Origin of the sequence: Corynebacterium sp. HMSC071F07 (genome assembly GCF_001810285.1) — a bacterium.
Taxonomy (GTDB): domain Bacteria; phylum Actinomycetota; class Actinomycetes; order Mycobacteriales; family Mycobacteriaceae; genus Corynebacterium; species Corynebacterium simulans.
In genome coordinates, this window is the sequence record NZ_KV800706.1 from 11,234 (window position 1) to 31,405 (window position 20,172).

The 20,172-nt window shown below is 56.0% G+C and carries 9 protein-coding genes and 1 pseudogene; all 10 read right to left on the reverse strand.

The genetic code is table 11. From position 1 onward, the window contains the following. The coding region (locus HMPREF2724_RS05040; protein WP_141748339.1) for an ABC transporter ATP-binding protein at positions 1-690 on the reverse strand (690 nt) is incomplete at its 3' end. Further along, positions 687-1,289 (reverse strand): energy-coupling factor transporter transmembrane component T, encoded by a 603-nt coding sequence (locus HMPREF2724_RS05045; RefSeq protein ID WP_246818207.1) that lies wholly within the window; start codon positions 1,287-1,289, stop codon positions 687-689. The genes HMPREF2724_RS05040 and HMPREF2724_RS05045, both read right to left, overlap by 4 nt. 142 nt (positions 1,290-1,431) lie before the next feature. Next, positions 1,432-2,058 (reverse strand): MptD family putative ECF transporter S component, encoded by a 627-nt coding sequence (locus tag HMPREF2724_RS05050; protein ID WP_014307391.1) that lies wholly within the window; start codon positions 2,056-2,058, stop codon positions 1,432-1,434. 91 nt (positions 2,059-2,149) lie between these two features. Beyond that, positions 2,150-9,721, reverse strand: a complete 7,572-nt coding sequence (locus HMPREF2724_RS05055) for a non-ribosomal peptide synthetase (RefSeq protein WP_070587476.1) — start codon at positions 9,719-9,721, stop codon at positions 2,150-2,152. Between the two features lie 12 nt (positions 9,722-9,733). Further along, positions 9,734-11,365, reverse strand: a complete 1,632-nt coding sequence (locus HMPREF2724_RS05060) for an AMP-binding protein (protein ID WP_070587480.1) — start codon at positions 11,363-11,365, stop codon at positions 9,734-9,736. Further along, entirely contained in the window at positions 11,362-11,970 is a 609-nt protein-coding gene (locus HMPREF2724_RS05065) for a VOC family protein (protein WP_070587486.1), read from the reverse strand. Before HMPREF2724_RS05065 ends, HMPREF2724_RS05060 begins: the two co-directional genes overlap by 4 nt. Continuing rightward, complete coding sequence (locus tag HMPREF2724_RS05070; protein ID WP_061926059.1) at positions 11,963-17,497, reverse strand: non-ribosomal peptide synthetase; 5,535 nt, start codon at positions 17,495-17,497, stop codon at positions 11,963-11,965. The genes HMPREF2724_RS05065 and HMPREF2724_RS05070 overlap by 8 nt, the downstream gene beginning before the upstream one ends. Next, on the reverse strand, positions 17,479-18,624 hold the full coding sequence (locus HMPREF2724_RS05075) for a Gfo/Idh/MocA family oxidoreductase (protein WP_070587492.1): 1,146 nt from the start codon (positions 18,622-18,624) through the stop codon (positions 17,479-17,481). The genes HMPREF2724_RS05070 and HMPREF2724_RS05075 overlap by 19 nt, the downstream gene beginning before the upstream one ends. 42 nt (positions 18,625-18,666) lie before the next feature. After that, complete coding sequence (locus HMPREF2724_RS05080) at positions 18,667-19,506, reverse strand: DtxR family transcriptional regulator (RefSeq protein WP_246818208.1); 840 nt, start codon at positions 19,504-19,506, stop codon at positions 18,667-18,669. Positions 19,507-19,557: 51 nt separating this feature from the next. After that, positions 19,558-19,776, reverse strand: a pseudogene (locus HMPREF2724_RS13470) (NAD-dependent epimerase/dehydratase family protein); the annotation flags it as partial. Between the last annotated feature and the right edge of the window lie 396 nt (positions 19,777-20,172).

Below are 20,172 nucleotides of genomic sequence, written 5' to 3' on the forward strand. Positions count from 1 at the left end.
GCGAAACTCCGAGCCGCTGAGATCATGAGCGATCTGCCCGTCCTGCATAACCAGCACTCGGTCCACGATGTCAACTAGGTAGGAAAGCCGATGCTCAGCGATCAGGACGGTGCGGCCCTGTGTCTTCCACTGCGCGACGATGCGGCGCAGCTCATCGACGGCGGCGAGGTCGAGATTTGATGATGGTTCGTCTAGTAGTAGTACCTGTGGGTGCATCGCGGCCACTGAAGCGCATGCTATTTTTTGTTTCTGGCCGCCGGAAAGTGTGAACAGGTGCCGGTCGAGGAGATGAACCATGCCGAAATCTGCGGAAAGTTCCCCAATACGCTGTCGAATCTCGTTGGGCGCCACGCCGAGGTTTTCGCAGCCAAAGGCGAGTTCGCTGGCTACTTCCAGCGTGAAAAATTGCGACTTGGGGTTTTGGAACACTGAGCCTACGCGTTCGGCGATGTCGTGTGGGTGGGCATGAGTGATGTCTTCGTCGTCCAGCAGCACCTCCCCCGAAATCTGGGCGTCGCAGAACGTGTGCGCCACGCCGTTTATCAGGCGTAGCAGGCTGGACTTACCGCAGCCTGATTCGCCACACACTAGAACTAGTTCGCCCTTCGCCACGGTGAGATTTACGTGGTGCAGCACCGGCTCCGCTGTGTTTTGACCATAGGATAGTGACACATCGTGCAGCTTTATCACGGCAGCATCACTATATTTACCAGTAGTAGGATCAGGGACACGACGAGCACGCTTATGACTATTGCGTCGCCTACGCGGAAGCCTATCTCGCACAGCGTGGTTCGTCGGCGAGGCGAGCCCAATCCGCGGGTCACTGCAGACATAGCCAGCTCGTTGCCGATGCTCACAACGGACGCCAACAGTGGCACAAAGCGGTATTCGAGCATAGCGATCGGGTTGCGCAGGCCCGAGATGCCACGCATCTGCATGGCGGTGCGGATATCGCGGTATTCCTCGAGAATCGTCGGGAAGAACCGGAACATGATGGACGTGGGGATGGTCAGGGCGTCGGGGCTCCGCATGCGCTGCATCGCGGCCATGAATTCGCTGGCCGAGACGGTGCGTAGTAGGTACCAGCAGCACGTGATGCCAGGGAGGATGAGCGAAAGCCCTGCGAACCACGTAGCGCACACGTCCACGATGATGTGGCGCTCGGGCAGGGCCTGTACCACCACCGCAGGAAAGCCAGCGAGCACCGCGAAGGTGAGTGCGTATCGCAGTGCAGCGGCCACCATGCCGGAGGCGAGGAAAGTGCCCCGGGAACGGCAATGAGCATCCACCGGGCGGTGCTGCCCAGCGCCCCACTGGACCCGGCCGGTGAGATGAGCACCGAGGACACCACGAGGATGACCAGCACCGTGGTGCGTGGGTCCAGATGGAGTCCCGCTGTGTGCGTGCCTGATCCGGGCAAAGTGGGCGACATCAGGCGATTCCTGCTCGCTGGAAGTGCTTGGTGAAGATGCGCCGGCCGAGGATCCCGCCGAGGATCCCGCAGACGAAGGTTACTATCACAATGATGAGGAATAGCCAAGTCATCTGGCCAATAGAGGTGAGGCCATCCGCGAAACTAGCACCATATTTGGTCTGCATGCCGCTGCTCTCTATGTAGCGCCGAGTGGTGAAGAAAAGCGGAATATATGATGCGGTGGGTGACACTGCTATAAAGGCATAGGCGATCACACTGTGTATTGCGCTCGTATACTTGCCGGCGCGCAAAATTAACTCGGCAAACACGGCCATGACCAAGCTGAGCAGCAGTGGCCATATGCCTAAACCAAGCAGCAGGCTGGCGAGGCCGCTGAGAAGAAGGAATATGAAGACCATGCCGGGCTTGTGCACCTTGGCCAAGAACAGCATCATCGGGATGCCCAGGATGAGGGCCTGAACGCTGGTGATCATCACGTAGGTGATGGGGGTGATGCCGATGAAGGCGATGACCACGCCGGCTACCAAGTTGATGACGAAGAAGATGCCGATGTTCATCAGGTCGGTGATGTTCAGCCGTCCTGCTTTTGCATCTTTCGGGGTGGTGTGGGGAGTACTGGGCATGATGTTTCCTTTCAGATTAGGCTGCTTGTGCGTAGCACTGGGTTGGGGGCAAGTGGCTTGTCAGGTGAGTGAAACAGGGGTGGCATGAACTCTAAATTTCGCCTTCTTCTACGTCGCTGCCGACGATGTTGGCGATCAGGTCGGACAATTCTCGGACCGTTGGATGGTTGAATACGTCACGTATGGAGATCTCTACTGACATTTCTCGACGAATCGAGTTAGTAAGCCGCACGGCCGTGAGCGAGTCGGCACCGATGGTGAAGAAGTCATCGTCGATGCTGATCTCCTTGGGCCCGAGGAGTTCTTGCAAGATGGTAATGATACCCGAATCTCGGTGATTACGAGAGCGTTCCCTTGTTTGTGGTTGTTCAAAGGTTTTTCCTTCTAAACTCTTGCGATCAATCTTGCCGTTCCAAGACCGTGGTAGCCCATCAATGCGTGATATCACGCGTGGACGCATATAGGCAGGGAGAGACTCGGCGAGGTGGTTATTGAGTGCTGCCATGTTAAAGCCCTCATGCGTAACAACGTAGAGAACAATGCCATGGTCGTTGACAGCGACGCAATCGCGGAGTTCGTTGAATTTTCGTGCTGTTGACTCGATCTCACCGAGTTCGATGCGGTAGCCGTTGACCTTAACCTGACCGTCCTCGCGCCCCAGGAAGATGATGTGACCAAGGTGATTGTAGAGGGCCTTGTCGCCCGTGCGGTACATTCGTTCGCCGGTGCGGGGGTGGGTGATGAATGATGCTGCGGTCTTCTCTGGGTCCTTCCAGTACCCCATGGCCAGGCCACGTCCGGCAATGTAAAGGTCTCCCGGCACATGCGTGGGTCGGGGGTTCAGGGCCTCATCGAGGATGTACATTCGCTGATTTGCCAGCGGCGTTCCATAGGGAATGCTGGTACGCGAGGCATCATCGACGCCTACCTCGTACCAGTTTGACCATATCGATGCCTCGGTAGCACCCCCAGCAGCGAAAACTGTGCAGTCCCGGAAGAGGGTGCTGACCTGGTAAGCGATATTTACAGGTATCCAATCTCCGCTGAGTAGTGCCGACCGTACGGAGGAACCAATGAGGCTCCGTTCGCGGAGGTGTTCCACGTACATCGAAAAAAGTGCTGGCACAGAGTTCCACAGCGTCACCGAGTGCGTAGTTACGGCATCTGCCCAGCACTGCGGATCACGTTTGTCTGCTGGAGATGGCAACACCAAGGTAGCACCCCGCGCGAACATCCCGAAGATGTCGTATACCGATAGATCGAAGTTTAGCTCTGAAATCCCCAATATCCGGTCGGTCGGAGTCACCCCGAGGCGTTCGTTGACATCGACAATCGTATTGACCGCCGACTCGTGGGTGATGGCTACTCCTTTGGGAGTGCCCGTCGTACCAGACGTGTAGATGACGTACGCAAGCGAGCTGGGTGTCGGACTCGATTCGCTTAAGGCCTGGTCACCTGGCCGATGCCGGGCGACATCGGCCAGAGTGATGACTGTGCAGTGCTCGGCTAACGCAGCGAAATCATCGTCCGGATGGTCCATCGCAACAATGGATGCACCCGCATCGTTGATGATGGAAGTGTTACGCCCCACCGGTTGGTCCACGCTCAGCGGCAAGTAGGCGCATCCGGCCTTCATTGCGCCTAGTACCGCTGCGATCTGTTGTGCGGACTTTTCCATCATGATGCCAACGAGATCACCAGGCGCCGGGTCAGTTGCAGCAATAAGCTGGGCCCACTTATCCGACTGCTCATTGAGTTGCTCGTATGTCCATTGCGTGGTGGCGTCTATCACCGCGAGGTTGTCACCATGCTCGGCAAGTCCCTTCTGATACAGCCCCAGTAGGCTCTTATCCGCTCCGGGGAGTTCCCGGTCTGTGTCGTTGATTCGATCTGCGGTGGGCGCGTTGGTCGTCGGAGCTATGGTACTGGTGGGCGCGTTCCAGAGTTCAGGGGACTCTGCGAGGTGCGAGAGAGTGGCTGTAAGGCTGGTGAAAAGCTCCGCCACCATGTCGTCGGGGAAGATCGCCTCGACCGCGTCCATATTCAGCATCAGGCCACCATCGTGTTCATAGACCTGGAGGTCCATCCATACCTGTGGCGTCTGCGATAGGCCATGATCGATTACGCCCAGGTAAGGACTCTGATCTGACTCGGGGTGCTCCACGACGCCCAGGCCACACGTGAAGACCACCGGCATGGTTACCCGAGCACCGCGTTGCTTAGTAAGCATTCGCTGCACCGACACGCCGGAGACACTGCCGTGATCGAGATTGCTGAACATGCGCCTGTGTAGCGCTGCAGCGCGGTCCCGGAACGATGGTGCACACTGGGTATCCACGCTGAGAATAGATAGGCTGGTGAAGTCGCCAACTATGTGGTCAACCTCGGGGGCGAACCGAGTGCGGTCGAACCGGGTCAGGTTGATGCTAAGTCGCGGCTCATCGCTGTACCTCGCTAGGACTTCGGCGTATACCTCGGCTAGGAATACGGCTTCGGTCATCCCCTCCTCACGTACCCGTTGCTTAATCCGGCGCCACTTCGCAGCGTCCACCAGGGCGTGGTGGCGGCAAAACTGCGAGGTATTAGCGCCGTTTGTGTCGGTCACCGGCAACTGCGGTGCAGGATAAATAGTATCCACTGCCGATTCCCAATAGGCTTGGTCACGCTTATGGATGTCGCTGTGTGACAGTTCAATCGTGGCTTCGACATAGTCTTTAAATGAATAGGGGATTGCCGGATCGAGACTGTCTACGCCGTGGTCGTAGGCCTGCTTCCACTCACGGAAAATGTGGAACATGCTCCAGCCGTCGATAAACAAGTTATCGAAACTTAAAAGCAGTCGACCCGCGTCGGGCTCGGCTACGTAGCGCACGTCAAAGCATGGCCACTGAGTGGGATCAAACTTCTGGCGGGACATTTCCTCTCGGATTTCATCGAGAGTATCCTCATTGTCGGCGTTGCCGGAGCGAATGAGGGCAATGCGGTAGCGTGGTACTTCGGGCAACACACGCTGACTCAATCCGTCCTCACACACGACGGTGCGCAGCATGGGATGGCGTTTAATCAGGGCATTGAACGCGTCTTCCACTCGCTCCGGGTCTAGGCAGGCAGTGGACATTTCAAAGTAACAGTGGCTGGAAACGTCGCCGAGTTCGATGGCTCCAGAGCTGCCGATGAGATAGGACTGCTGCACCTCAGTCAGCGGGAACGGAGCGTACTGTTCAGACCCGTGAACAATCTTGGGAAGATCCGATTGCTGGTGGGGGACTTCGGCTATCTGGTCAATTCGGGCGGCCATGTCGCGCAGCAACGGAACGTCAAAGATATTCTCTAACGGAAATTCCACGCCAAAACACTGTTCGATGGTACGGCGCAGGCGTGTTGCTGTGAGAGAGTCACCACCCAAGCGAAAGTAGTCTGAGTTCACGTTGGAGCTGGTGTGCAGCAGCTCATCCCAGATATCGATGAGCCGTTTCTCGGTGGCGGTGTGCGGAAGTTCGGTGACAGCGGGCTCGTTGTCGAAGTATTCCGGCACTAATGCTGTGAGCGCTTTGCGGTCAATCTTGCCGTTGCTGGTGAGTGGAAACTTCGCTAGCTCCAGGATGCGTTTCGGTAGCATGTACTCCGGAAGGCGGGTGGCCAGTAGGTTTGTAGCCTTGGCATAGTCAGAATCGCATAGTGTGACCGATTCGTTGGAACTAGCGCGTTCGGCGATGATAAGCGCCGTCGTTTTAGTGATCTCTACATGCTCTACAGGTTTCCACCCAGTGCGCTGCAGGATTTCTTTCCAGCTGCGGGCGCTGAGTAGTACTGTACCGGTTTCGGCCCGAGCGTCCGTGGTATTGTTGGCAATAAATGCGGCGGTGATATCGGACATCGGGGAGGGGGCAGTGGGCTCTACCACCACCATCGTTGCTCCAGGGGCGCTGAGGCCCCAGGCCTCACAGAGCGTTTTCTCGATGTCCTCGCTCTGGTGCAGCGTCTGGTTGCACAGCACCAAGTCCGCCTTCGTCACTGCCTCCCCAGGAGTCGGTTGGGGCGTGCTAGTGACTCCGAGCTGGCGGTACGTGAAGGTGTTACCAACACGTTGTCCGGCATGTTCGAGGTGATGACGATAGGGATCAGCGAGCACGTATGCGCTCGTCCCCGCGATAGCCGCGTAGTCCGCAGAGGCCTCGGGCCGGCGTGACCCGATCTCAAGAATCTTGAGCTCGCTGGTTGAGTGGGTACTGCATTCACGCACAACCGCGCCGAGGACCCGGTGAACCAACCGACCCAACGGACGGGTTGCGAGGAATTGCTCCACCGACATCGAATCTGGGCTTTGGATGAACTCAGCGATACTGCGCTGCTTCTCCGCCATTACGAAGGCTTGCTCGAAGGGGGTGACAAAACGCTCTAACGCGCCGAACGACTCGTCGTCTAGAAGCAAGTCTGCGGTAGCCGGGTGTTCATCTGCTTTGCCTAGCCATGTCTGCCAGCGATTACGGTGTTCGCGGAGGTGGTTTGGGGTCCCCACGCCGGTGAGTTGCTCCTCCCAGCGTCGCATCACTGAGAAGGCATATGCGGTCTGTAAATGCTCATCGTGCTCGACGGACGTGCGGATGTCGCCCTCGGTCAGCACGTCGTTGACTTTGGCGCGCAATGACGTCGCAAACTGCTCCGGAGTAGTTCGGGCAACATGTGACGGTGTGAACTGAGCAAACGTAACCAAAGATGGTGACGATGATGCACCTTGGTGCGTGATACACACGGCACGCTCTATTGGCAGCAACGCTTCACACGCGGACTCGATCTCGCCGAGTTCGATGCGGTGGCCACGAACTTTGACTTGGTTATCCGAGCGGCCTAAAAACTCGATCGTCCCATCGGCCCAGAACCGGCCCATATCGCCTGTGCGGTACCAACGTGAGTCCTCCGAGATTACGAACTTAGTTTCGGTGAGTCCGGGGTCGCCGACATATTGTGTAGCTACGCCCAGGCCGCCAATCCACAGCTCCCCCACAGAATAATCGGGACAGTCCTGGCCATTGCTGGACACCACCCGGTACATCTGTTTGGCAAGCGGCCGACCATAGGGAATTGAGGTCCACTCGGGTGACACTACATCGAGGTCGAGACCATTGGACCAGATAGATGCCTCCGTCGCACCACCCATAGCTAATAGGTGTGCCTGCGGGGTAACCGTGCGCATGCGCTCAGGCAGGCTGGTATCAATCCAGTCGCCAGATAGCAGAACATGGCGTATGCTGCTGAGCTTGCCCGGTGTCCGATCAGCCGCAGATAAAAGCATCTCAAACAAAGTAGGCACCGAATTCCAGATAGTTATGCCTAACCTATCCACCAGCGATACCCACTTCTTGGCGTCGCGGCGCGCATCATCTGGGATGGTTACCAGTTCGCCGCCAGCAGAAAGGAGCCCGAAGGCGTCGTACACCGAGAGATCGAAATCAAAGGAAGATACGCTTAGTAGGCGGTCTGTCGGACCAACGCCCAGGCGACGGTTGATCTCGCTAATGGTGTTCCATGCAGCACCGTGGCAAATCTCGACTCCTTTTGGTGTTCCAGTGGTCCCAGAGGGGTAGATTACATAGGCTGGGTCTTGTGGATGCAGCTGCGGAAGATTGGCTGTGCCGGTAGCGCTCGTGAAATCTACTACCTGAACTGCAGTTTCGCTCAGAACCTTATCGGGTCGGTCAGTAATCAGATGCGTTACTTGGCTTGCCCCCAAGAGAGCGGCAATACGAGATTCCGGTTGCTGTAGACTCACCGGTACATATGCTCCGCCTGCCATCATCGCGGCTAGCGCACCAATAATCTGGCGAGGACCACGCTCCACCATCACTGCAATCAAAGCGCCTCGCTCAACCCCGGAATTCACCAAAGCAGAGGCGATGGTGGTGGCTTGCTCTTCCAAATCTTGGTAGGTAATAACGTCGCCGCTTGCACTGCGAATGGCCGTGGCCTGGGGGTGGCACCGTGCAGCGGCAATCACCTCATCGACAAGGGTGGTGTCAGGCAGCCGCCAAGAGGCAACTTCGGCACGTGACGCTCGACGGGCCTGCGCTCCTGGGCTCTCTACCGGGTCTGAATGCGAGAGATCGTCGGTGATTGCCTTGTCAATCTCCATCACTAGGGTGGCGAAGAGATCGTCCAGCATCTTCTCGGGGAACAACTGTTCAACTGCGTCGCAGACGATTAGGAAGCCGTTGACGGTGGTGAAGACTTGGAGGTCAATCCACACCTGGGGGGTCTGGGAGATCATGTAGCTAATCTCTCCGAAGGTATCTATAAACTCTTGGCCAACCAGTGGGTCTCCCAGGTTGCAGGAGAACACCACGGGAGCCAAAACTTGCTCACCTCTGGAAGCACGTAGGTCTCGCAGCACCCGCACCGCCGAATACTGTGAATGTGACGAATCCTCATAGAAAGAGGCCTGTATATCCTTGAGGTCCTCGCTGAAAGTGCGGCGTGTGGACTGATCGATACTGGTGAGTGTCAGGGCGGTAAAGTCTGCGACGACATTCTTTATCGCTGTGTCTGAACCGCGGTTGAACAGAGGTACGGCCATGAGGAATTTTTTATTCTCGCTCCATTGGCCGATGGTGCGGGCGTAGGCGGTCAGCAACACCATTGCTGGGGTAGTAGCGTGGTGTTCACACACCTCACGCAAGCGCGACCAAGTTGCCGAATCGAATGATCGACTGCGGCGTACAAACCGGTGTGCTTGTTCCTCGTTGGTGCCGTGGCTCATCGGCAAGGTTGGGGCACCCGGCAACTCGGAGAGGCGATTGCGCCAGTATGCCTGGTCACGGTCGATATCGGCGACGCCTTCGCGAGCGTGTCCAGCGAGGTAGCGAGCGAAACTCCACGACGGGTCGGCGTCGGGGGCTTCACCGGTGGCGTAATGGTGGGCGAGGTCGTGCAAGATAATTTGGAAACTCTGCACATCGCACACAAGCAGGTCGATATCGAAGTGAATAACTGCTACATCCTGAGGGAGGAGGCTGACTTCTAAAGATACCACATGGCCGGTAGCTATGTCCAACAGTCGGTGCGAAAGGCGTTCGCGCGTGGATAGCAGAGCTTCTTCGCGCGTGGACTCGTCCATCTTGGTGAGGTCATGAACGAGGATGGTGGGGTGGGGCGGCTCTGGCAGCACATATTGCTTGCCATCTTCGGTGTAGCAGGCGCGCAACATCGGGTGGGAACGTAGCAGCGTCAGCCAGCTTTGTTGCAATCGGTCGATATTGATACTGCGGGATTCGACCTCTACGTAGCCGTGGGTGCCCACCCCGCCCAGTTGCTGCGAGGAATTGCGGCCAATCCAATAGGCGTATTGGACATCTGTGAGGTCAAAGGGTACGGAATCGTCGATGGGAGCGGCAAACCCATCTTTGGGGGACTCAATGGCGTCAGTGCTGTGGTTTGGTGTGGATTCTACAAGCATCTTCGCCCACTGCCTTACCGTTGGGGCGCGCATGAAATCTCCAAAGGAGACGCGGTGTCCCTGTTTCATCCAATCAGCGAGCAGACGGACTGTTGGAAGTGACTCCAGGCCGTGGGAGAGCAGGTTGTCGTCGATGCCGATTTCGGCATCTTCGCCGAGGATCTGGTGGAGCGAGGCGAGGAGTTCTTCGCGAATTTGTTCCTCTTTGATCATGGTCTTGTCCTCTCAGCTTTGTTCGGATTCACGGTCAGTAAATTGCGCTGCCGCGAGAGCACGCAGCTTTTTCTTGTCGACCTTGCCGATGTTGATCAGTGGAATTTCGTCGACAGTGATCACCTGGTCCGGCACCTTGTATCGGGCTACGCCTCGGGTGAGGAAATCATCCAGAATGGCGGAGCGGTTAACGCCTGGTTGGGCGACGATGGCTGCAACGGTGCGCTCTCCCAGTGCTCTATCTGGCATTGGGAAGACGGCTGCAGCACTAATGCCTGGAGTTCCAGACAAGAGTGTCTCGACCTCAGAAGGGGAGACGTTTTCGCCCAGGCGATTGATCTGTTCAACCACGCGCCCGCACAGCACCAGGTTGCCGTCCTCGGTAAGGTAGCCACGGTCACCGGTGCGGAAGAAACCATCCTCGGTGAAACAGTCCGGGGTATCGCGGTTTCCTTCGTAGCCGAAGAAAGTATAAGGGCCCTTTTCTAGTATCTCTCCCGGCTCGCCTCCCGGGCCATCGATTACCAACTCGTCAGCATCAGAGATGGGACGACCTTGCGTGCCAAGAATCACCGCTGGAGGGTCATCAATACGCGTGAACGTAGTGATGCCTTCACCCATGCCATAACCCTGGTGGATACGCACACCGAAACGATCCTGTATTGCCTCACCTAAGCCGTCGTTAAGCGCCGCTGCGCCAATGATAATTCGCTCCAAGGAAGAGAAATCTGCGGGAAACCACTCTGCGGCCTCCACCCACACCTGGGCTACCGCAGGAACTAGTGCAGTCAGCGTGACCCCGTGGGTCGCAATGGCCGGAAACGCCTCATCGAAGGCTGCGCTGGTGCACAGAACCACAGTGCCGCCCGAAAGCAAGGTGCCCAGAATCCCGGGCTGAGCTAAGGCGAAATCATGAGAGGTAGATAGAACCGCCAAGTATACCGTATCTGGCCCGACGCCGCAGCACTGTGCCGCCGCACGGGTGTTATATGCATACGCCTCATGTACCCGGGGAATTATTTTTGGCATTTTTGTTGTTCCTCCAGACAAAAGATTCAGCGCAACGCTGCGTGGATCCGGCCACTTAGTAGGCGGAGAACATTTGGTAGAAATCGGGGCAGTGAAGAGACCTGGCAGAACTCGGTACGAGGACTCCTTGTCGTGCGTGGGTCCGTTATCGGCCCACAGTTCTTTGAGTCCGAGCTCGCCGGGTCCCATAGCCTCTACCATGGCTACGGTGTCAAAACCGAGATGGTCGCGGCCACCGATATAAGCAACTGGGTGTAAAGACTCACACAACGCTGCAACTTCGGCCTCTCTATGCGCGGGAAGCAGCAGGGTTGGGATAGCACCCACGCGCATCAGCGCAAGCAGAGTCACCACATACGCTGCGGTGTTTGGCAGTTGCAGTAGCACGTGGTCTCCTGGCGAGAGGCCGCTTTCTCGTAGCTCCTCGGTGAACACACAAAGTGATTGCTCGAGTTGTGCGTAGGTCAGGTGTGCGTCGTCAGCGATGACAGCTACATGGTCCGAATAAATCTCGGATGATTCGAACAGTTCCTGGCACAGGCTTTTTCGGGCCAGGTGGCCGGTGCCTTCGTAATGCTTCAACACACTGTTGCGGTCGATATCGCGCCCTCTCATGCAAACTCCAAATCAATCGTGCCTGTGCCGGAACGGCAGGTGAGGCCGCCGTCGACACCAACGTTCTTACAAATGCTTAATGTCTTCTCACTGGCCGCAAAATCGATGTCGGTTATGTGGGTAATCCCGTTAGGATGCGGGGTGCTGCGATGGGTATCAATGGCAAAGGGGGTCACGAAAAGCGGGATCGCCCAGTCGTCGGGTGACAGACACCAGCAGGCGAGCCGTCTGCCAGCGGGATCCTTGCGGGAGAACGGGATTGTCAGGCTCTTGGTTTGATGAGAATCAAAAATCTCCTTTATGTGGTCAAATTCCTTGCGCTGCGCCTCCAGTACCACCCGTGAGTACCCCTGTGACATGGTGGAGAATCTGTCATAGGAGTCGACGAATTTTCCATTGCCAGTAAGGTGTAAAAGTTGGCGGAAAAACGGTGGTACGTCGGCTCGCTCTCGTATCTCCAGGTAGGGACCCTCGCAGAAATAAATAAGCGCGCTTGCAGCGTTTTTCTGTTGTCCTGGTTCAACGTCAAAGCCGCGCGAACGGAAGTAATTAATTGAGTTCTCTAGGTCGTCTGCTTTATAGATAATGTGTCCCACATTAGCCATTTCGTTGTTCCCTCTCCGTGAAGAACGGAAGTAGTGAGGGTACGTTCTCCTGTAGCAGGCAGGTGGCATGAGAACCGGCCACGGCATGTATCTGCAGGTTGCCGAGCACGGTCGCTGGCCAATCGATGTCTCCGCCTAGGCTCGGGTAAAAACCAGTTACACCTTCGGTAGGCTGCAGTACGACTACATCACCGAAATAGACATCGGGGACGTAGTCGATGGTTCCGAGTAACGAATGCCGGAAGACATCGTATAGGATGTCCAGCATCCCGCGAGTGGACTCGGAGTCTGTGTCGAATTCACGGATGCTTCGGTAGATGAGTTTGCGGCGCGCCCTGGGACTCAACACCGCCATCTTTTGGAAGAATTCCCCGATATCTGCGTATGGGCCTTCAAGGGTACACAGTTCTTCGTCACTGATATTGCGGTTGATGCCATCAAGGGTGTGCTCCAGGGCTGCTGCGAGGGTTTTGAGGTCGAAGTTCGCCCCCATTGCACTTAGGTCAGCGTTGAAAATGCACCCATAGGCGAGCTCACACAGCAGTTCATTAGTGACCCGGTGCGGGCACTGGTGGGTGCTGATGCAAGTTACCTGGCGCACGTCGCGGCCGAGTTCGGTGAGCGCCTTCGCGGTCTCCAGCGCTAACATACCGCCAATGCAGTAGCCGACCAACTGATAAGATTCCATATCCAACTCATCAAGTTCCTGGGCGTAGCTCTGGGCCAGATCCCTGATCAGCGTACGGGTTGTGTAGTCCAGGAATCGATCTGCGTCACCAGCGGTAAAACCAACGTGGGCAATCTCTGGCTGGCGTTGAAGCAGTTCGGGCATCAAGAACTCGTAGTCCTTCAGGCGGCCAGTGCCAGCGTGGATCATCACGCGGCAGAACATTGCGTCCTTCGGCAATCGGTATACATGCAGATTTGAAGACCCAGTTGGAGAGCCACTGGCTACAGTAGACAGAGCAGTCAGTTCAGGGGAGGTATGATTAGCAGAATTAACGGCTTTTAATGCTTCGGGTTGACAGCTACTTCCTGCAGCCTGTGCTAGCGCGGAAATGCCTGCGATGGTTGGCACCTTGAGTACGCCACGCATAAGGGCGTCCCACGTGTGCTGCTGTAGGCCAGGTATTTCTTGGCGGAGCCGGGTTACCGTTTCGGCCATGAGCAGTGAGTCACCCCCAAGCGCATAGAAGTCATCATTGCGCCCAACCTCCGTGGTGTCGAGGACATCGCGCCAGATAGTCGCTATCTGCTCTTCCGTTTCGTTGCGTGGAGGATCGATCCGGTTGTTGGGGCTTCCCACCGGTTCTAAGCAGAGTTGCGCTAGGGCCTTGCGGTCTACCTTGCCATTTGAGGTTAACGGCAATTCCGGTAGTACATTGACGGAAGCCGGAACCATGTAACCCGGTAGGTGAGCACGCAGGTAGCCCAGAATGTCTTCACTGTTGAGCGTGGGGACATCGTCGTCATCGGCACCAACGATGATGAGTCGTTGCCCGCATTCGCGCAACGGGTCACTAGTGTTTGGGTACTCCGCGATGCGGTGCATCTGGGTATCCCTGAAGACCTGATCCCACTGCGCGTCCTCGATGAACACCTTGTGTGATTCCGCACGGTGGTCCGTGAAATCAACCAGATTCATCTTGATGGACACCGAGATAAGGGCTGCGTAGAGTTCAGTGATCGGCTCTACTATGACGATCACGCCCCCGGGGCGGCGCAGCTGCTTTAAGCGGGTGAATGACTCCTCGATATTTACTGAATTATGCAGTACGTTGGCGCACAAAATGATGTCGTAACCGCCGAACTCTACATCTTGCGATGTGCAGTCTGAGTTCATATCAAACAGGCCATAGGTCATGGCATCACAATGCGCGAACATTTTTTGGGCTTTATGTAGGAAGAATGTCGAAATATCGGTGAAGCGGTATTCGATTACGTTCTCGGGGAGTCGGCTAACAATTTTTTCCGTCGTAGCACCTATGCCAGCGCCGACCTCGAGGATCCTTACCGGATGATCAGCGTGGTGCTCGGCAATGCCGATCACTGCCTCTGCGGCCGCAGCATTCATCGCCTTGCTAATGCGGTTTTCGCCGTAAATGGTGCGGGCGTTATGGGTATCTCCCTCCGGGAAGAACACCTCGGTGGGACTGATCTCTCCGCGCAACTGGGAAAGAAGCGCCTCAGCTGCGTGCCGTTGGTAATTGAATAATTCCTTACTGTTATTGATTTCCGCTTCCATGTTGCCGAACTGATCCCAGGCCTCTCCGAACACGAAGAAGTCCAGGGTCTGTTGGCTGACAGTCCAACCCTCATCATCCTTAGTGGCTAAGCCTTCTCCAGTCAGAATATTGAGCCAACGGGTTATGAGTTCGCGATACTCTTCGGAGGGATGGATCGCCGCGGTGATTTCCGTAAGAGTGTGGTATTTTCCTGCAACGAGGAAAACACCGGCTTGTTGGAAAGCCGCGAGCAAAGCAGCCATCGCGGCTTCGTTTCCCAGCCGCATCCATGTGGCAAATATTCCCGTGTCAAGGCTCGTATCTGCAGGTGTCCAGCGCTGCTCAAGCATTGTACGGAGCTCCGAGTTTCTGATTTGCCCAGCATCCTTGAGCTCATCTTTGTCGCTCTGTGCATCAGTGACGAAAGCATGTAGTTTAATTGGGTCACTGGTTTCCTGGGTGAGTACTATAGCGCGTTCGACGAAGTCGTTGGATTCGAGGACTCCTTCTATCTCGCCGGTTTCCACTCGATAGCCGTTGATTTTTAGTTGATTGTCCCGACGGCCGTGAAACTCGATTACGCCGTCTGGGCGGTAGCTTCCTATATCCCCGGTAGCGTACATACGTGTGCCATGCTTTTCGGAAAAGAAAAATTTCTCTGCTGTGGAGGTTGGATCGTTGAGGTAACCGGTGGCTAGGCTTTCCCCGGAAATATGGATTTGCCCTCGCACCCAGTCCGGACACTCATTGCAGGCCTCGTCGAGCACCCACATTCCTTGGTTGGGTAACGCGGTACCATATGGTATGCTAGTTTCATTTGTGTGACAGGTCATCGGGTGGAAAATCGACCATATTCCGCCCTCCGTGGCGCCGCCGAGGCTGATGAGTTCAGCATTAGGGAAGTGGGGTGCAGCATGCGCTGGGAGAGTGCCCGGGATCCTGTCTCCGGACAGCATAACCAGGTCTAGGCTGAGGATGTTCGGGTGACGGGTCACCTCTACCTCTCGCACAAGCATTTGGAACAGTGCAGGAACAGAGTTCCAGGTATCGACGTTGTTATCAACAAGGAAATCGATCCATTTGCTGGGGTTTCGCGATTCCTCGTCTAACGGCAGGACCAAAGTGCCACCGCTTGCGAAGGTACCGAAGATGTCATACACGGATAAGTCAAAGGATAACTTCGATACCCCCAATACCGTGCGTCTTTTATTTCGGCCGAGGAGATTGTTCACGCTATCTATGGTGTTCATTGCAGCCGAGTGCGTAACGACAACACCTTTTGGAATTCCGGTGCTGCCTGAGGTGAAGATGATGTAGGCGGTTTCGGTGGGGGAAACCGGTGAGGCTATGGTGCCACTGTACTGTATCGGGCTGAGAGTATCGACGTTGATGTTGGAGATATCGGTATTTTCTTCGGAGAAATGAGAATTAGTGATGACGTTGGCAGGACGACACGCTTCTATCATTGAACGTTGGCGGATTGCGGGTTGCTCGTGATCGATCGGCACGTAGGCTGCACCAGTTGATACCACGGCAACAGCGGCAGCTATTTGCCATACTCCGTTACCTAGGACGATGGCAATGTAATCTCCGGGACCGACATCAGAGAGCTCATGCTGTAATGCCCCGACGTAGCCAGCCAGATGTTGGTAGCTGTAGGTTTTTCCGCCACACACCAGCGCTGGCTGGTGTGGGTGCTGCTGGACGTTATCCCAAAACCCGTCGTGGAGGCATCGGGTGGTCTGCTGTACGTGGGTTTTGTGAATGCGGTTACGGATGGCGATCGTCTTATCGGGCAAGTGGACTGAATCAGTTTCCTGCCACGCCGAACCGTCGTCGACCAGGCGATCGAGTAGGTCGGTAAATGACTCCCACATGTCGTCGATCAACGCCGGTTCAAAGACGTCCTCTCGCACGTCCCAGTTGACGTTGCAAGAGCCTCCGTCCTGGAATGCCTGACAGTCAATCCATACCTGCGGCGTTCGGCTTACGCCGGAGACAAGGTTGTAGGCCGGACCATTGTTGTGCGGTGTGTCTGCACCCAACGCGCTGGTGAATACTACCGGGATTACCGCGGGCTGCCCGGTAGTGCGGGCTATATCGCGCAACACGTCAACCCCGGAATACGCAGCGTGTGATAGCTCTTCGGATAGCTGCTCCTGGGTTGCGTGCACGCGCTCACTAAAGGTTCCAGTGTGCGGATGGCAAGCATGTAGGGTCATCTCGGTAAAGTCTCCGATAATACGGTTGATTCCGGCAATGGCAGAATCTCGGTTCATCGAAGTGACATTGACGCAAAAGTCACTTGTGGAGGACCAACGGCGCAGTACATCGGCGTAGGCGGTAAGTAGCGTCGCCGAAGGAGTGACGCCGTGAGTGCTTGCTGCGTCGGTGAGCTTTGACCATGCTGCTGGCGAGCATCGCCAGGTACGCCGGGTGAAACGCACCGGCATTTCGGATGTGCGATCGGCTGAGGTCAGCGTCGGCAGTAAGGGTTTGCCGGACAACGAGGGGATGATCTCGGACCAGTACTTTTTTGCATTGGTGCGTGCAGCGAAGCCAGCGGCACTCTGGCTGTGGTGGTTACGGGAGGTGATTATATCCCGAAACGTGGTGTCCTCTAGTTCCGGTAGAACGTTACCTGCGTAGAGAGTTAGAAGTTCCTCGACCATCACCCTCACGCTTACAAAGTCGGCGATGATCATGTCCACCGAAAACTGTAGGATGCTGCATTCGTCAAATTGCAAAAGCTGGAATTCGTGCAGTGGCCAGGTGCCCAACGGGTAGCTACGGTTTTCCAATTTTGCGCGGTGACGAAGATACTCGGCGTCCGGGACATCTGGGTTGTGGCCCGCGAGGTCTACAGCTTGTAGCACCGGCAAACTGCGAGATTTAACCACCTGCAGCGAATCCGGTGGAACGACCACTGCAGAGAGCATGTCATGGCGCTGGATGAGTTCGTGCCAGGCCTGTTCAAGGCGGCTGCGATCAAGGCGTTCCGTTCGTATTTCGGCGTAGCTGTGGCACCCGGTGCCACCCAGATCATAGCCTTCGTTCTGACCGGTTGCGTATGCGCGCTGAATATCGGTCATGGGGAAGGGGGCGAACCGTGCTTGCTCATCATGCGGAACGGCCTCCCGCTCACGCAACCATGCCAAAACCTTTTCCTTATTTGACCTTAAGGCCGCGAGGTCTTCCTCGCGCAAGGAACCCTTGGGTGAACGGTAGTTGAGTCGATCGCCGTTCACCCATAGCGCTATACCGCGGGATTCAAGGTCGTTAATCAGCGCTGTGACATCCATGTTATCTCTCCTGTGTTCCGGTGGTTGGGGTTGTTTCGCTCAATGGGGGAGGTATGAGACTCCCCCAGCGGCCACATCAGACTCTCGAGACTGAGTGGTTCGGCATGCATAGCTGCTTGGACGGTACATGTGGGACCCAGTAATTGTCCGGTGCGCGCCCAGACTGCGCACAATGCCAGGAGGTATTCGGCTTCTTGCGCTTCGTTCTTGGAGCACGCCAACTTGTCATATACTTCGTTCAGAAACTCCGCAATGCCTGCAGGCCAGGTATGGTCGTAGAGGGCGACACGGGTAACGCACGGCTCGATAAGGAGATTCTCATGCAACTGTAGAGTGCTCAAACGATCATCGGCAGCAGTGCTTAGCAAGCCAGCTTGATCTCGTGGGATTGGGGTGTTTGGGTGCCAGATGATGGTTCCGTCAGTCTCGGTGAGCACCAGATTTCCGGCGTGCGTGAAAACAGTTATTCGATGCCCCACGTGAGCGAAATCGTCTGGCTTTTCTGGGTCGTTGTGATTAACCACGCGCAAGCAGAGCGGGGTTTTGCGTATCGAACCGGTGAGCGGAGTGAATATTCCGGTAACTTGGGTGTCGTCATCAAAGCTCCATGGGGTAAAACCGCCGGTAATCCTTCCGATGATATCGAGCGTTGAGAATAGAAAGTGAATGCTACATTCGGCGTCTATGTGGATGATTTTGAACTGCCTGGTTAGTGTTGTTGCGATTTCCAAGTACCGGGATATGGTTGGATTCCAGCGGTAGAAGGTGTTGAGCTTGAACTGCACGTTATTTTTCGCTGCCATCCGGTAGCAATCTACAGAGTCTTTCTTGTGGATCGGGTGCTCCATCACTACATGCTTGCCACGGCTTAAAAACTCTAGGGCGAGCTGCGTGCCGGAACCGCCAACGACGCTAGATCTGACCACCACACAGGCAAGATCAAAAGCGGGGAGATCTTCGATCTTGGTACACAGAGGTACGCCTAGCTGCTCTGCCAGCCGGCGCGACTGTTCGCTGCCCTGAGATAGGATTGCTACCAGCGAAAATTTATCCGCAAGCTTTTTTATCCCGTTGATGTATATACGGCCAAATGTTGTGCCGCATACGACGACGCGTACAGTGTTCATGCGACGGGCCTTTCTAGGTTCTGAGCCGAAATACCGGGGTTTTTAAATGAAGCCTGCATCGTCGTCATCACTCCATTGAGGTGCGTCGGTAGTTGCTGTAGGGCCGACGATTTTAATGTCGACGTTGTAAGAGGCCAGTGACGAGAGGACAGTTTGAGGGGCCGGCAGCTCATAGCCCCATTTCGGCCCGGTTAGTAGTTCGTCGCGGATAACGCTTTTTGTCGCTTCCGCAACAAAAAGAGCGGTGATGAAGGTGGAGTCCGGTGCGTGGACACTGCCTGAGACGCGAACAGGGCGGCCCCGTAGGGTGCCGTGGACAGTGGCTTGGATGGCAAACCAGTGGTTCTTTCCGGCATCGAGTTTGGTCTTCGCTGCAGCTATGTCTGCGCACAAATTCATGAGCGTGGTTGGGTCTGATATGTCGGTTTGTGAGAGCGCACGTAAAAGTAACTGCTGGGTGTCCCGGTCCGGTATGGCCGTGACCCCTATGAGGCGCGGAATAGAGAAATCTTGGGCCATCTTGCGTAGCTCGTTGGTGACGAACGGGCTTGCTATGAGTCCGTCATCGCTTGGGAAAGGTTCCAGATCTTCAGCGTGGATGCTCCCAGGTTGGTAAGCCACGAGGTCGCCGTCGACAATCATCTTCCCAGGATGTCCGTAGGAGTTGTGGGTACTTAGCACCACATCGACCAGACCCGACAGCCCGCCCCGGTCGCGTCCACCAGTGCAGAGAGTTACCGATTGACAGTCGTCGATTAGGCCCGCCAGGTGGCGTAGTAATAGACCGCTGAGACCGGGGGTAGCGCCGGCGTTGACCACGCACGGACGGTTGGTGGGATAGTTGTCGAATGAGTTGGCTCCGAACGGGTCTATATAGCCCACTGAGTCTGGTAGTGCCGACGCTACTGAGGTCTTGAGAAGACATGACGGTCCGGCGCAGTTGACGACGACATCAAGGTCACGGGAAAATTTGTTGACAGATTCCTCGTCGTGAGCGTCAACGATAGCGGTGCGCTCATCTGATGTGTGGTGAGACCGATTCCCGCAGTTCACCATATGTCCGCTAGCGCGCAACAGTGCGGCTACTTGGCGGCCTACTTCGCCATGCGAACCGAGAACCCCCACTCTTGCCGTCTCTCCTGTGCGAACCACTCAATGTCCTTTTCTTAGCGAGCACATAACGCCAAATAGGGCCTGTTTAGGTTAGGCTACCCTGCGCGGCAATGAGTTGCAATAGATAGAGGGTAAAACGGCTCTTCCCAATCTAGAGTGCGTAGCAACATAGCTACCTGGCTGGGGGTAGGGGTCGTTGGGCCGGGTCAAAAGGATAGGCAGGGGGTGTTTTGGTGGTGTCGTGGCATAGCAAGAGGCCCTAGACGGTGCAAGATGGTCGTTATCACACAGTCCATCCAGCCACCTAGGGCCCTGACCATGAACTTGTGCAGGTATCAAGCTCCGGGTTTCGTAGAGGCTGTTTTTCTTGGTTTTCTACGCCACAGAGGATGCGACAGCGGTGGTGGTGGGGACCTGACCCCCATGTGGTGGACA

Coding starts and splice junctions, on each gene's coding strand:
- HMPREF2724_RS05060 (WP_070587480.1), bottom strand. CDS start 11,365: ATGAGAGGGCGCGATATCGACCGCAACAGTGTGTTGAAGCATTACGAA.
- HMPREF2724_RS05055 (WP_070587476.1), bottom strand. CDS start 9,721: ATGATCAAAGAGGAACAAATTCGCGAAGAACTCCTCGCCTCGCTCCAC.
- HMPREF2724_RS05075 (WP_070587492.1), bottom strand. CDS start 18,624: ATGAACACTGTACGCGTCGTCGTATGCGGCACAACATTTGGCCGTATA.
- HMPREF2724_RS05050 (WP_014307391.1), bottom strand. CDS start 2,058: ATGCCCAGTACTCCCCACACCACCCCGAAAGATGCAAAAGCAGGACGG.
- HMPREF2724_RS05065 (WP_070587486.1), bottom strand. CDS start 11,970: ATGGCTAATGTGGGACACATTATCTATAAAGCAGACGACCTAGAGAAC.
- HMPREF2724_RS05070 (WP_061926059.1), bottom strand. CDS start 17,497: ATGGATGTCACAGCGCTGATTAACGACCTTGAATCCCGCGGTATAGCG.